Here is a 13,541-nt window from a genome sequence, read left to right on the forward strand (position 1 = left end):
CCCAGTCAATTTGCATAGAAGGAAGCAACCATGGCAGAAGTCGGAAACGAGCTGCAGCGTCACGCCGCGGAAGAACAGCAGGCACAAACCGATGGTTTCCATCTGGTCATCGACGCGCTGAAGCTGAACGGCATCGAAAACATCTACGGCCTGCCCGGCATTCCGGTCACCGATCTGGCTCGTCTGGCGCAGGCCAACGGCATGCGCGTCATCAGCTTCCGTCACGAGCAGAACGCAGGCAACGCCGCAGCGATTGCCGGCTTTATCTCGCAGAAGCCGGGCGTTTGCCTGACCGTGTCGGCCCCTGGCTTCCTGAACGGCCTGACGGCGCTGGCGCATGCCACCACCAACTGCTTCCCGATGATCCTGATCAGCGGCTCGAGCGAGCGCGAGATCGTCGACCTGCAGCAGGGTGACTACGAAGAGATGGACCAGCTGGCCATTGCCCGTCCGCACGCGAAGGCTGCCTTCCGCGTGCTGCACGCCGAAGACATTGGCGTGGGTATCGCGCGTGCCATTCGTGCCGCCGTATCGGGCCGCCCGGGCGGTGTGTATCTCGATCTGCCGGCCAAGCTGCTGGGCCAGTCGCTGGAAGCAGAGAAGGGCAAGAAGTCGCTGATCAAGGTAGTGGATCCGGCCCCGCGCCAACTGCCCGCACCGGACTCGGTCGACCGCGCCGTCGCATTGCTGAAGAACGCCAAGCGCCCGCTGATCCTGCTGGGCAAGGGGGCCGCTTACGCACGCGCCGACGAGGATATCCGTGCGCTGGTCGAGAAGACCGGCATTCCGTATCTGCCGATGTCGATGGCCAAAGGCCTGCTGCCCGATACGCATCCGCAATCGGCCTCGGCGGCACGCTCGTACGTGCTGGCTGAAGCCGATGTGGTGATGCTGGTCGGCGCCCGCCTGAACTGGCTGCTGTCGCACGGCAAGGGCAAGACCTGGGGCGGCCCGAAGCAGTTCATCCAGATCGACATCTCGCCGACCGAGATGGACAGCAACGTCGCCATCGCCGCGCCGGTGGTGGGTGACATCGGTTCGTGCGTGTCGGCGATCCTTGGCAAGGTAGGCAACGACTTTGCCAAGCCGCCCGCCGAGTGGTTGAACGCTGTGTACGAACGCAAGGACAAGAACCTGGCGAAGATGGGCGAGCTGCTGAACAAGGAAGTCTCGCCGATGAACTTCCACACCGGGCTGCGCGTGCTGAAGGACGTCATCAAGGCCAATCCGGGCATCTCGTTCGTCAACGAAGGCGCCAACACATTGGACTACGCCCGCGCCGTGATCGACATGTACGAGCCGCGCAAGCGCCTCGACGTCGGCACCTGGGGCGTGATGGGCGTGGGCATGGGCTACGCGGTCGCCGCAGCGGTCGAGACCAATAAGCCGGTGCTGGCGCTGTGCGGTGACAGTGCATTCGGTTTCTCGGGCATGGAAGTCGAGACGATCTGCCGCTACAACCTGCCGGTGTGCATCGTCATCTTCAACAACAACGGCATTTACAAGGGCATCGACAAGAACCCCACCGGCGGCGCGGACCCGGCGGTCACCACCTTCGTGCCGGGTGCCCGCTACGACAAGATGATGGAAGCATTCGGCGGCGTCGGTGCCAACGTGACCACGCCGGCGGAACTCGAGGCTGCCGTGAACGAAGCGCTGCGCTCGGGCAGGCCCACGCTGGTCAATGCTGTGATCGACCCGTCTGCCGGCACCGAAAGCGGCCGCCTGACCAACCTGAATCCGCAAAGCTCGGCCAAGAAGTAATTCAACCGAATTTCAATCCCGAATTTCACCCGCTTATCCAATAGGAGAACGAAAGTGACCCTCCCACTCAACGGCATCAAGATCATCGACTTCACGCACGTTCAGGCTGGGCCCGCGTGCACGCAGCTTCTCGCGTGGTTCGGTGCGGACGTGATCAAGGTGGAGCGCCCCGGTTCGGGCGATGTTACGCGCACGCAGCTGCGCGACATCCCGGATGTCGACGCGCTGTACTTCACCATGCTCAACAGCAACAAGCGCTCGCTCACGCTGGACACCAAGAAGCCGGATGGCAAGAAGATCCTGGAGCAGCTGATCCGCGAATCGGACGTGCTGGTCGAGAACTTCGGCCCGGGCGCGCTGGATCGGATGGGCTTCTCGTGGGAACGCATCAACGAACTGAACCCGAAGATGATCGTCGCCTCGGTCAAGGGCTTCAGCGACGGCCACCACTATGAAGACCTGAAGGTGTATGAAAACGTGGCGCAGTGTGCAGGCGGCGCAGCGTCGACCACGGGCTTCTGGGATGGTCCTCCGACAGTATCGGCCGCGGCGCTGGGCGATTCCAACACCGGCATGCACCTGGCCATCGGCATCCTGACGGCACTGATCGGCCGCGACAAGACCGGCAAGGGCCAGAAGGTGGCCGTGTCGATGCAGGACGCCGTGCTGAACCTGTGCCGCGTGAAGCTGCGCGACCAGCAGCGCCTGGACCGCCTGGGCTACCTGGAAGAGTATCCGCAGTATCCGCATGGCGAGTTCAGCGACGTGGTGCCGCGCGGCGGCAACGCCGGCGGTGGCGGACAGCCGGGCTGGGTGCTGAAGTGCAAGGGCTGGGAGACCGACCCGAACGCGTACATCTACTTCACCATCCAGGGCCACGCTTGGGAGCCGATCTGCAAGGCGCTGGGCAAGCCGGAGTGGATCACCGATCCCAACTACAGCACGGCCAAGGCGCGTCAGCCGCATATCTTCGACATCTTCAAGACGATCGAAGAATGGCTTGCCGACAAGACCAAGTACGAGGCCGTGGACATCCTGCGCAAGTACGATATTCCGTGCTCGCCGGTGTTGTCGATGAAGGAAATCGCCGCCGACGAATCGCTGCGCGCGAGCGGCTCGATCACCGAAGTGCAGCACAAGGAGCGCGGCTCGTACCTGACGGTGGGCAGCCCGATCAAATTCTCCGACCTCAAGCCGGAAATCACGGGTTCGCCGCTGCTCGGCGAGCACAGCGAGGAAGTGCTTGCGGGCCTCGGCTACGCTGCTGACGATATCAAGCGGCTGCGCGAAAGCCAGGTGATCTGAACCGGCTCGCCTGTGCCTGAACAGGACTGAGCTGAACCGGACGCCGGAGCGCCGCGCACGCGGTCTCCGGCGTTTTTACTGAAGCGCACAGCTGTGCCAAACTGCATTGCGGCACGTTGCCGCGAATCTTTACCGCCAACCTTTACACCCTGCCGCAATGTCCGGCAAAGAGGGGATCCCCATGCAAGCCAGCATCGACTACGAACAACTGGTTTCCGCCATCGGTGACGCCGTCATCATCTCCGACGCCAACGGCGCCATCACGCTCTGGAACCCGGCAGCCGAACGCATGTTCGGCTACACGCAGGCCGAAGCGATGGGCCAGTCGCTGGACCTGATCATTCCGGAGCGGTTGCGCGGCCGCCATTGGGAGGGCTACGACAAGACCATGGCCACGGGCATCACGCGTTACGGCCACGACCTGTTGAAGGTGCCGGCTGTCGACAAGAACGGCAAGTCGATGTCCATCGCCTTTACCGTGGCGCTGCTGCACGGTGACGATGGCAAGATTTCGGGCATTGTCGCCATCATTCGCGATGAAACCGTGCGTTTCCAGGAAGAGCGGGCGCTGCGCAAACGCATTACCGAACTTGAGGCGCAGTTGAAAGTCGGCGCCTGACGCCGGCATGCGCGGTCAAGTGCCACAACAGCTGGTTTGCGAGAGCCGGGAAGAGTATCTCGTTCTCGCAAGACCGGTGTCAGTCCAGTTCCGATCCAGAGATTTTTTTAGCAATAATGATTTAAATCAATTCATAACTATTCCTTGTTCGAGGGATGTGCGCATAACGCCCTTTCTGTGTGTGATTCGAGGTCCATTTTTCCGGGGAGTCCCTGTTCTATTGCTGCACGGTGCCGGGCAAATCCGTATGTGAAGGCTATGTCCCGCGTGACAGACTAGGTACGTCCGAATGTCAACGAGATGACGGCTCGTTTCGTTTACAAACAATTACGTGCTGAGTAGCGAAGGCGCCGCACGGAGACACAGTGCGGTACCTGGAATAAAGTGAATAGAACAGTGGATGGACAGTTCTTGGGTGGCGATGCTACGGGTTCTTGCAATACAGTTGCAGCCCTGTTGATCCACGGTCTCGGCGGTACCGAACATGAGCTTCGGCTTGTCGAGAAGACGCTGAAGGCGGAAGGATACGAAACAAAGTGCGCCGTACTGCCCGGGCATGGTACACGCCCGGAGGATCTGGTCGGCGTAAGGTTCGAGCAGTGGCTTGAGGCCGTATCGATTGAATATCTTGAACTGCGCGCCAGGCACGATACCGTCCACATCGTCGGCATGTGCATGGGTGCGTTGCTGGCGCTTGCGTTGAGCCAGTTGATCGGCGACAGGCGCGGCCGCGTCGTCGCACTGGCAGCACCTGTATTCCTCGACGGCTGGTCTCTGCCCTGGTATCGCGGCTTGCGGCATCTGGTGTACCGTCTGCCGCGAGCCCGCGACAAATTCCGCGTGAAGGAATCCGAGCCGTTCGGTGTCAAGAACGGCGTATTGCGCGCGGCAATCAAGGCTCGCTTCCTGCGAGGCGACACGTTTCACTATTCGTGGACGCCGCTCACCTGCATCCGCGAACTGGATCGCCTGCGCAGCTACGTCCGCAAGCGCGTACGGCGCGTTAGCCGGCCAGCACTGATTATTCACGCTCGCGAAGATGAGTTGACGAGCCTGCGATCGGCCTACTTTCTCAGCAAGCACATTCGCGCGGCCAAGTTGCTCGTCGTGGACGAGAGCTACCACATGCTGAGCATCGACAATGATCGCAGGCTGGTCGCCAGCACTGTCGCGCAGTTTCTCCGCGAAGACGAGAACAGTGGACAGAACTTCGGCACCGCGCGGAGGGGCGTCTTTGCCGAACCCGCGAACGAGCCATTCGAGGCATTGGTCGGTATCTCCCTGGCCGCCGAATAGTCACGAGTCGCGCAGCAATTGCCAAACGGCCGCCGCAGGCCGTCGCCATTTTTCGGCCTCCGCACGTGCTTGGAACAAACTGATAATGATTCCTGTTTGCGTTTGAGGCCGCCTTTACCCTACAATCTTCGATCCCCGACCCGAAGGTAGGCACGAGCCATGATGCTGCAGATTCCGGACGTCCTGTCCAAGGCCCAGGTAGCGCAATGCCGGCAAATGATGGATGTCGCGGACTGGACCGATGGCAATGCCACGTCCGGACATCAGTCCGCGCTGGCCAAGCGCAACATGCAACTGCCAGAGGGCTCGCCTGTCGCGCGGCAAATCGGCGATCTGATCCAGGATGCACTGGGCGCCAACGCGACGTTCTTCTCCGCAGCGCTGCCGCTCAAGGTGTTCCCGCCGCTGTTCAACCGCTATGAGGGCGGCCAGGCGTTCGACAACCACGTCGACAATGCCATCCGCTACCTGCGCGGCACCGGCTTTCGCGTGCGCAGCGATCTTTCCGCGACGCTGTTCCTGACGGAGCCGCAGGACTACGACGGCGGCGAACTCGTGATCGAAGACACCTACGGCCAGCACCGCGTCAAACTGCCGGCGGGCTATATGGTGCTGTACCCGGCCACCAGCCTGCACCACGTCACGCCCGTCACGCGCGGCGCGCGCGTGTCATCGTTCTTCTGGATCCAGAGCATGGTGCGGGACGAAGGGCAGCGCGCCTTGCTGTTCGAACTCGACACGCGGATCCAGCAGGTTGCGGAAGAGATGGGGCAAAAGGATTCGGGCGTAGTAGGGTTGACCGGCGTCTACCATAACCTGCTGCGCCGCTGGGCCGACGCCTGACAGCAACGCAAGCGCCAAAGAGCCTGTTAAAACAACAAAAAACCGCGGGCTCCGGCACAAAAATGCCAAAACCCGCGGTTGCTCGCAACGCTTGAATCCATTCAGCCTCAGAACCTGAAGTTCGCCGTCAGCATACCGAAGCGGCCCGGCGCCAGAGCGCCGTAGTGCGTATGCGCCTTGGTGTAGTACGTCTTGTCGAACAGGTTCTGGATGTTCAGCTGCAGCGTCAGGTTCTTGTTCACGCGGTACGCACCCATCAGGTCGAAGCGCCAGTACGACGGCACGTACAGCGAGTTGGCCGGATTGGCGTAGACCTTGTCGACATAGTAGGCGCCTGCGCCGATCGTCAGCGGTGCCAGTACCTGGTAAGTCGTCCACAGGCTGAAGCTGCTTTTCGGCGTGTTGGGGAACTGGTTGCCGTTGTTGGCGGCGTTCGCGGCTTGCGGGCCGTTATCGATCAGTTCGCTGTCCAGGTGGGTATAGCCGCCGAATACGCCCCACTTGTCGGTCAGGTTGCCGGCGAAGCCCAGCTCGAAGCCCTTCACGCGCTGCTTGCCCGCGTTGACGGTAGTGTTGGCGTCGACGGCCACGCGCGCATTGTTCTTCTCGATCTGGAAGATCGCACCGGTCAGCGACAGGCGGCGCGACAGCAGGTCCCACTTGGTGCCGATTTCGAACGAGCGCGCGGTTTCAGGCTCGAGATTGCGCTGCGCCGCGGTGATGTTGTCCGCGCCGTCGCCATTGGTCGAACCGGGCGGCGTCGACGACGTGCCGTACGACACATAGATGCTGCCGTACTCGACCGGCTTGTACACCACGCCGGCCTGGTAGTTGAAGAAGTGCGACTGGTTGCGGATGTCCACCTGCGCCACGGCCGCGCCGGTGTTCGGGTTGGTGTACGCGTTGGTGAAGGAGTGCGTGTCGTAGTTGTCGTAGCGGATGCCGCCGTTGACCAGCCACTGCTTGGTGATTTCGATCGTGTCGAACAGGTAGACCGATTGCGTATTGGTCGTTGTGGTCTGCGTGTACGGCATCTTGGTGATGCTGCCGCGCCACGGATCGTTCGGGTTCGGATTGCCCAGCGGCGCGCAGTCGAAGCTCGCCAGTAGCGAAGCGTTGCAAGTGCCACCCGATGCGGCCGCGTTGGCCGACACCACGTTGTACGGGTTGTTGTCCGTGTTATCGCGGCTGAACTCGAAGCCGAACAGCAGGTTGTGCTTGAGGCTGCCGGTGTGGAATTCCGACGTCAGGTCGGTCTGGTTGGTCAGGGTCTCGGTGGCCGAGTCGCGGTTCTTGGTGTTGCGCCATACGAAGCCGCGCGGCACGTTGCCGCGGCTGTCGTCGGGATTCGTGACGACGTAGTCGTTCGTTGCACGGCCCCAGCGTGTCGTGTTGCGGAACACGAGGCCGTTGCGGAAATCATGCTGGACCGATGCGGTGGCAATGTCGGACTGCGTACGCTGGAAGTCGCGATCGGTCAGCCCGTAGAAGTTATTGCGGTCGACGCTGGCCGGCGCCGACGGGTTGGCCTTGGTCGCCTGGCTGGACGGGCGCGCGTACGGGATGCTGTAGTCAGGCATGCCGTCGCCCTGCAAGTGGTAGTAGGACAGCGTGACCTGCGTGGGCGAACTCAGGCCGAACGTCACCGATGGCGCAAAGCCCCAAGAGTGCTGGTCGACTTCGTTGCGGCCCGGCACGTCGAAGGACTGGCCCATCGCGTTCAGGCGCACCGCGGTGTTGTCGTTGAGCAGGTAGTTGCCGTCAGCCGTGGCGCGGAAGTACGAATCCGTGCCCACGCCGACCGAACCCTGCACGAAGTTCTCGGCGGTGGGCAGCTTCGACACGAGGTTGATCATGCCGCCGGCCGAACCCTTGCCGCCGAAGGCCGAGCTCGGTCCCTTGATGACTTCGACGCGGTCGATGTTGAACATGTCGCGCGTCTGCGAGGCTGTGTCGCGCACGCCATCGACGTAGATGCTCGACATCGAGTCGAAACCGCGGATGAAAGGACGGTCGCCGATCGGGTTGCCGCCTTCGCCGGCGCCGAACGTGATGCCCGGCGTGGTACGCAAGGCGTCCTGCAGCGAGTTGGAGCCGGTCTGCTGCAGCACTTCGGCCGGCACGACGGTGACGGACTTCGGCGTGTCGAGCAGCGGGGCGGTGAACTTGGACGACTGGGCTTCGTCCACCTTGTAGCCATCGTCCTTCGTGCTCGTCACCGTCACGCTTTGCAGCGTCACCGGCTTCGACGCGGCCGCAAGCTCGGCGGCCGGCTGGTTTTCCTGCGCGCCGGCGCTTTGCATGGCGAACGCCGCGACGGTACCGGTTAGCGCTGCGGCGAGCGGGTTCAAACGGAATTTTTCCTGTTTTCCTTCCACGGTTCTACCTTCCCTTTGTAGTTCTTGACGCGATCAATGCATCGTCATGAAGACAAGTTCAGGCAACGATGAAGCTATTGATGCAAGTCATCCATAACGAAAGGCGATTGTACGTAATTGAAAATCAAAATACAAATACGAATCATTCGTACTCAATAAAAAAAGTAGACTTCTGTGCATATTGAGTGCTGCATTCCTAAGTCGACGTGCAGGTCCGCAGGTTTCTCGAGGGCCTTTTGTGATGTAGCCCCTGGCGCACAAACCAAAAAAAGCGAGCACGCCCCGTGAGCGCGCTCGCTTCAAGTGGAGATCGGCGTCTCAGCTGTTCAGTTGAGATGACCGACCGCTCGCAGGTATTCGTTTTTCTTGTCGAAGATCAGCTGGCTCAGGAATGCGGCGTCATACGCGGTGAGCAGATGCGTGTGGTGTTCCTCGATGTAGCGGGCCACGCGCTCCTTCTCGCATTCGATGCCGCACAGCCATTCGTACATCGCCTCGTCCCAGCGGAAGCGCAGGCCCAGTTCGATGAACGCCGCGTTGTAGGCGGCGAGCTGGGTGGCGCGCGAAAGCGGTTGGTTGTCACTGCCCAGCGTGGCGGCCGGCTGGCGTTCGATCTCGATCTGGTTCATGGTGTGCCTCCTGTCTTCTCTCTGGCGGTGCGGTAGAGGGAAGCATAGGGGCGGCCATGGATTTACGATAATTAAAGTTTCATCGATAAATCATAAGATATCGTTTATGTATCACGCGTGCCGGATCAGCCCCTCAACGCCTGTGATGCGCTGAATCAGGCCTGCGCCTTCCTCCATCAGGAACTGCTTGAACGCAAGCGCCACGGGCGGCAACCGCTTGTTCTTGCGGTGCACCACATACCAGTTGAGCATGACCGGGAAGCCTTCGATATCCAGGACGGCAAGCTTGCCGGTCTGCAACTCCAGGCCCACGGTATGGGCGGAAAGGAACGCAATGCCCATGTTCGCAATGACCGCCTGCTTGATGGTCTCGGTACTTTTGATCTCCATGGCGATGCGCATGTTCGACAGCCGCCCGGCAAAGCCTTCCTGCATGGAGTTCCACGTATCGGAGCCCTTCTCCCGTGCGACGAAAGCCTCATCGGTGAGCGCGGACAGCGGGATCTTGCGCTGTCCGACCAGGGGATGTGTCGGCGCGGCGACAATCACATAAGGGTGCGGCGCGAACGATTCGTTGATGGTGTCCATGCTTTCGGGCGGGCGCACCATGACGGCGAGGTCCGTGAGGTTGCCAGCCAGCTGGTGCAACAGTTCCTCGCGATTGTGCACCGCAAGATTCAGCGTGACGCCGTCGTGCCGTTCCATGAATTCGGCCAGCAGCCGTGGGAAGAAATAGTCGCCAGCGCTGATCACCGCTACGTTGAGCCGGCCGCCGGAGATGCCCTTGAGCTGCGACATGGCGTCTTCCGCTTCGCGGAATTGCTGGATGATGCTGCGGCTGTAGTGGAGCATCTCATGGCCCGCGGGCGTGAGATAGATTTTCTTGCCCAGTTGCTCGAACAACGGCAGGCCGACGTGGCTTTCGAGCTGCCTGACTTGCGTGGACACGGCCGGTTGAGTCAGGTGCAGTTCTTCGGCGGCACGCGAAAAGCTCATGTGCCGGGCCACGGTTTCAAAGACTTTAAGCTGGCGCAGGGTGGCATTCTTCATCAGTTGTTCCGTGCAATATATAAACGGTCGTCAATGCATATGATAAAAAACTTTAAGCCGTCTGAATCTTAGATTGAAGTAGCATCAATCCCACAGATTTGCATGCCGCAATGTCAGGCGCCGATCTAGTCGTTTAGGGCCCGCCCCACAGAGGCCCAGGAAAGCGTCCCGTCGGGGACGCATCAGAACCGCACTAGGAGACAGTTAGATGGCGCAACATCAAGCGGCAGCCGTGTCCGGCAATGGACGCGGCGTGCAGAATCGTTGGTTTCAGTTGGCCGTAGGCGTGGTTTGCATGGGTTTGGTTGCAAACCTGCAGTATGGCTGGACCCTCTTCGTGTCACCGATGGACGCCAAGCATCACTGGGGCACGTCCGCAATCCAGGTGGCGTTTTCGATTTTTATTGTGACCGAAACCTGGCTGGTGCCGCTTGAGGGCTGGCTGGTGGACAAGTTCGGCCCGCGGCCGGTTGTGGCAGGTGGCGCGATCTGCGCGGGCCTTGCTTGGGTGATGAACGCGTATGCGACCACGCTGCCGGAGCTGTATGCGGCCGCGGTGATCGCGGGCATCGGCGCCGGTGGCGTGTATGGCACCTGCGTAGGCAATGCGCTGAAGTGGTTCCCGGACAAGCGCGGCCTGGCGGCTGGCCTGACGGCGGCAGGCTTTGGCGCGGGCTCCGCAATCACGGTGATTCCCATCGCGAACATGATCCAGAGCTCGGGCTATGAGCACGCCTTCCTGTTCTTCGGCATCCTGCAAGGCGTGGCGATCTTCGCACTGTCGTTGCTGCTGGTGAAGCCGCGTGCACCGAAGGGCGCGGTGGCAGCCAAGGCGGTGCTGACGAACCCGGTCGAGTTCACGCCTGGCCAGATGGTGAAGACGCCGGTGTTCTGGCTGATCTACGCGAGCTTCGTCGCAGTCGCTGCCGGCGGCATCATGGCCACGGCGCAGCTTGGCCCGATCGCCAAGGACTTCGGCTTCGCCTCGATGCCGGTGACGATGCTCGGTATGACGCTGCCGCTGCTGACGATGACGCTGTCGATCGACAACCTGTGCAACGGCTTCACGCGTCCTCTCTGTGGTTTCCTGTCTGACCGCTTCGGCCGCGAGAACACGATGTTCGTGATCTTCATCGGCGAAGGCCTGGCGCTGTTGGGTCTGATGAAGTTCGGCCACGACCCGTACGCCTTCATGTTCTTCGCGGCGCTCACGTTCCTGTTCTGGGGCGAGATCTTCTCGATCTTCCCGGCACTGTGCGCAGACACGTTTGGCAGCAAGTTTGCTGCAGCGAATGCGGGCACGCTGTACACGGCAAAGGGCACGGCCGCGATGCTGGTACCGCTGGCGTCGATCCTGTCCGCACGTGGCGGCTGGGATGCGGTGTTCACGGTGGCGGCAGTGGTGACGATCGCGGCCGGGCTGTCGGCGAAGGTGGTGCTTGCGCCGATGCGCAGGCGGTTCATCACGGGCCATGCCGAGGCCGCCGTGCCGGTGTCGGATGCCGCGTTCATGGTACGCACCCATAGGGAAGCCGAATAAACAGGAAGCAGGGAAGGACTGGGGGGCCGTGCATCCGGACCCCAACGCCCCCGGCAAGCGGTCTGCGCACGGCGCAGGCCGCTTGGCATGTGGGCCACGGACACAACAACTCATAACAGGTGGCCTCGCCGCCAAGGAGACAGCCGTGCGCAGACTGAAACCATCCACGCTTGCCGCAGGAACTTCCGCTGCGACGCATCGCGGTACTGCGATGCCGTTGGCGCAACCGAAATGGGACGGAGGAGGAGGGCGGTCATGAACATTTCACTTCCCCAACTGAAGGCATTCGCCGCCGTTGCCCGGCACAAGAGCTTTACGCGCGCCGCGGCTGAGCTGGGCCTCACGCAATCGGCCGTGAGCCGCAGCGTGCGCGAGCTGGAAGAAGAAATCGACCAGCGCCTGTTCGACCGCACCACGCGCCAGGTCGAACTGACGGACGCCGGACAGCATCTGTCGCAACGCATCTGCCACCTGATCGAAGAGGTCGAGCAGACGCTGCGTGAAAGCCAGGGTGCCGCGCGGCCATCGCAAGGCATGGTGCAGATTGCGACGGACCCGGTGCTCAGTTCGATGTCCGTGCCCGCTTGGCTGGCCGGTTGCCGCAAGGCGTGGCCCGCGATCGCCATCCACCTGAAGGACCGTTCGCAGGAATCCGTATTGCAGAGCGTGCGCAGCGGCGAAGTCGACTTCGGCATTGCCACCGATCCGCAATCGAGTGATGACCTCTATTGCGAGCCGCTGTGCGTCGACCCGTATCACGCCGTGCTGCCCGCGCAGCATCCGCTCGCATCGCGTGACGCCATTGCATGGGGCGACCTGTCCAATGCCAACGTGTTCACGCTCGACCAGCAGTGCGGCGTGCAGCCCGTCGTGGAAAAAGCGCTCAGCCACCACCACGTGCGTGCCGGTTCGTTGCAATTGCTTGGGCATTTCGCTGCGGTGTTCGGCATGGTGGCGCTTGGGCTCGGCATCGGCGTAGTGCCATCGCGCGCGCAGGCGGGCGGTCTTCATCCCGCAGCCGTCATGCGGCCATTGCGGCCGCAGGTCACATCCACGGTCATGCTTGTGCGGCGCAAGAGCCGATCGCTGAAGCCCAACGCCGCGGCCATCTGGGATGCGCTGCGCGGACTGGAGTACCGCGATGCCGCCGAACCGGACCGGCAGCCGCCTGTCCCGGTGGAAGTCTAGGATTCAGGGCGGTTCCGGCCGCCGTTGACCGCTGTTGTATTGGAGCAAAACCACCACTGATATATTACATACAGGATATTTACACATACTGCGGCGCAGCATATAATGGAAACTCCTAAACACAAAGCAATGGGAGTTTTCAAATGGAAGTCGCTCTTCTCTTCGTTCTCGGTCTGGGCCTGATCGCTGCCGGTGTCGGCATGACGACCCTGCTGGCTACGCGCCTGCCGATGGACGTGCTGGTGACCGCGCAGGCACATGGCCGCTTCGCAGGGCTGGGTTCGAACCAGGAAAGCGATGGCGTTGGACGCGCTCGCCCGTCGCGTACGGTTGCAGCCGCCGGCGAACTCGCCTACGCCTGATGGCCGCTTGCATCTGGCGCCGTGCCTGACTGAGCGGCGCATCGGACAAGGGCTGTAGCGGCCGGCAACCCTTGGCGCAGTATCCCGCATGACGTGTTGTCCCGCAGTTCGCGCTGGCGTTTCGGTACAGCGCTCGCAGCAGCGAAACACGATGAAGCGAAGCCTCGGCCGCCTTCCCTCAGTGGACTGCGTATCCCCCCGCGCATCCTCTGCCACTGTCCGGCGAACCGCCGGTTCCAGGATGTACCCACGTCTTATTTGTGCAGACAAACGGGTAATGTCTTGATTGTCTCCATCTAGGGACTTTCCCCAGCCCAGCTGTTTTGCCATGTTCCCGTGCTGCGAATCGCGTCATGCTGACGCCTGTTCTGACGCGCGGGATTGATGCGGCAGGACACGGCAACTCCTTGATTTCCAAAGGCTCCGGAAACTTTCGTCTGCCACGTTGATGCGCGTTGCGCACCAGTCGATTCGCCACGCCGCGGCGTGGCGATTTTCCGTGCAAACCGGATGCTGCAGGGCCGCGAAGAATACGCTTGACTTGCGTGATATATCACATACCGTATA

Annotated in this window: 11 protein-coding genes; 8 read left to right on the top strand and 3 right to left on the bottom strand. The window is 61.7% G+C overall.

Annotated elements, in window-relative coordinates; all coding sequences use genetic code 11:
* Positions 1-30: 30 nt before the first annotated feature.
* The 5 genes from oxc (at position 31) to ACIGJG_RS25915 (ending at position 5,827) form a co-directional block, all read left to right on the top strand.
* Positions 31-1,764, top strand: coding sequence for an oxalyl-CoA decarboxylase (gene oxc / locus ACIGJG_RS25895; RefSeq protein WP_011300779.1), 1,734 nt, complete (start codon positions 31-33; stop codon positions 1,762-1,764).
* A gap of 54 nt (positions 1,765-1,818) precedes the next feature.
* On the top strand, positions 1,819-3,069 hold the full coding sequence (gene frc, locus ACIGJG_RS25900; protein WP_011300778.1) for a formyl-CoA transferase: 1,251 nt from the start codon (positions 1,819-1,821) through the stop codon (positions 3,067-3,069).
* Positions 3,070-3,250: 181 nt separating this feature from the next.
* The gene (locus ACIGJG_RS25905; protein WP_011300777.1) at positions 3,251-3,688 is read left to right on the top strand and encodes a PAS domain-containing protein; all 438 of its coding nucleotides are present in this window, start codon (positions 3,251-3,253) and stop codon (positions 3,686-3,688) included.
* A 453-nt stretch (positions 3,689-4,141) separates the two neighbouring features.
* Entirely contained in the window at positions 4,142-4,984 is an 843-nt protein-coding gene (locus ACIGJG_RS25910) for an alpha/beta hydrolase (RefSeq protein ID WP_483674044.1), read from the top strand.
* 159 nt (positions 4,985-5,143) lie between these two features.
* The gene (locus tag ACIGJG_RS25915; RefSeq protein WP_011300775.1) at positions 5,144-5,827 is read left to right on the top strand and encodes a Fe2+-dependent dioxygenase; all 684 of its coding nucleotides are present in this window, start codon (positions 5,144-5,146) and stop codon (positions 5,825-5,827) included.
* A 107-nt stretch (positions 5,828-5,934) separates the two neighbouring features.
* Here ACIGJG_RS25915 and ACIGJG_RS25920 read toward each other — a convergent pair whose 3' ends face one another.
* The 3 genes from ACIGJG_RS25920 to ACIGJG_RS25930 all read right to left on the bottom strand — a co-directional run bounded on the left by ACIGJG_RS25920 (position 5,935) and on the right by ACIGJG_RS25930 (position 9,884).
* The gene (locus tag ACIGJG_RS25920; protein WP_483673273.1) at positions 5,935-8,178 is read right to left on the bottom strand and encodes a TonB-dependent receptor; all 2,244 of its coding nucleotides are present in this window, start codon (positions 8,176-8,178) and stop codon (positions 5,935-5,937) included.
* A 353-nt stretch (positions 8,179-8,531) separates the two neighbouring features.
* Positions 8,532-8,834, bottom strand: coding sequence for an HAD family hydrolase (locus ACIGJG_RS25925; protein ID WP_011300773.1), 303 nt, complete (start codon positions 8,832-8,834; stop codon positions 8,532-8,534).
* A gap of 111 nt (positions 8,835-8,945) precedes the next feature.
* Positions 8,946-9,884, bottom strand: coding sequence for a LysR family transcriptional regulator (locus ACIGJG_RS25930; RefSeq protein ID WP_011300772.1), 939 nt, complete (start codon positions 9,882-9,884; stop codon positions 8,946-8,948).
* A gap of 208 nt (positions 9,885-10,092) precedes the next feature.
* Between ACIGJG_RS25930 and oxlT the strand changes: the two genes are divergently transcribed.
* The 3 genes from oxlT to ACIGJG_RS25945 all read left to right on the top strand — a co-directional run bounded on the left by oxlT (position 10,093) and on the right by ACIGJG_RS25945 (position 12,974).
* The gene (gene oxlT / locus ACIGJG_RS25935) at positions 10,093-11,424 is read left to right on the top strand and encodes an oxalate/formate MFS antiporter (protein ID WP_011300771.1); all 1,332 of its coding nucleotides are present in this window, start codon (positions 10,093-10,095) and stop codon (positions 11,422-11,424) included.
* A gap of 255 nt (positions 11,425-11,679) precedes the next feature.
* Positions 11,680-12,612 carry a LysR family transcriptional regulator gene (locus ACIGJG_RS25940; RefSeq protein WP_011300770.1) on the top strand — a complete coding sequence of 311 codons (933 nt, stop codon included), beginning with the start codon at positions 11,680-11,682 and terminating at the stop codon, positions 12,610-12,612.
* A 143-nt stretch (positions 12,613-12,755) separates the two neighbouring features.
* Positions 12,756-12,974, top strand: a complete 219-nt coding sequence (locus tag ACIGJG_RS25945; protein ID WP_011300769.1) for a hypothetical protein — start codon at positions 12,756-12,758, stop codon at positions 12,972-12,974.
* Positions 12,975-13,541: the final 567 nt, after the last annotated feature.

The organism is Cupriavidus sp. C1SS-2L, assembly GCF_057073735.1.

What these genes read in the sequence shown, in the direction of transcription:
- oxc (WP_011300779.1), top strand. Translation starts at nt 31, where the DNA reads ATGGCAGAAGTCGGAAACGAGCTGCAGCGTCACGCCGCGGAAGAACAG.
- ACIGJG_RS25905 (WP_011300777.1), top strand. Translation starts at nt 3,251, where the DNA reads ATGCAAGCCAGCATCGACTACGAACAACTGGTTTCCGCCATCGGTGAC.
- ACIGJG_RS25915 (WP_011300775.1), top strand. Translation starts at nt 5,144, where the DNA reads ATGATGCTGCAGATTCCGGACGTCCTGTCCAAGGCCCAGGTAGCGCAA.
- ACIGJG_RS25925 (WP_011300773.1), bottom strand. Translation starts at nt 8,834, where the DNA reads ATGAACCAGATCGAGATCGAACGCCAGCCGGCCGCCACGCTGGGCAGT.
- ACIGJG_RS25930 (WP_011300772.1), bottom strand. Translation starts at nt 9,884, where the DNA reads ATGAAGAATGCCACCCTGCGCCAGCTTAAAGTCTTTGAAACCGTGGCC.
- oxlT (WP_011300771.1), top strand. Translation starts at nt 10,093, where the DNA reads ATGGCGCAACATCAAGCGGCAGCCGTGTCCGGCAATGGACGCGGCGTG.
- ACIGJG_RS25940 (WP_011300770.1), top strand. Translation starts at nt 11,680, where the DNA reads ATGAACATTTCACTTCCCCAACTGAAGGCATTCGCCGCCGTTGCCCGG.
- ACIGJG_RS25945 (WP_011300769.1), top strand. Translation starts at nt 12,756, where the DNA reads ATGGAAGTCGCTCTTCTCTTCGTTCTCGGTCTGGGCCTGATCGCTGCC.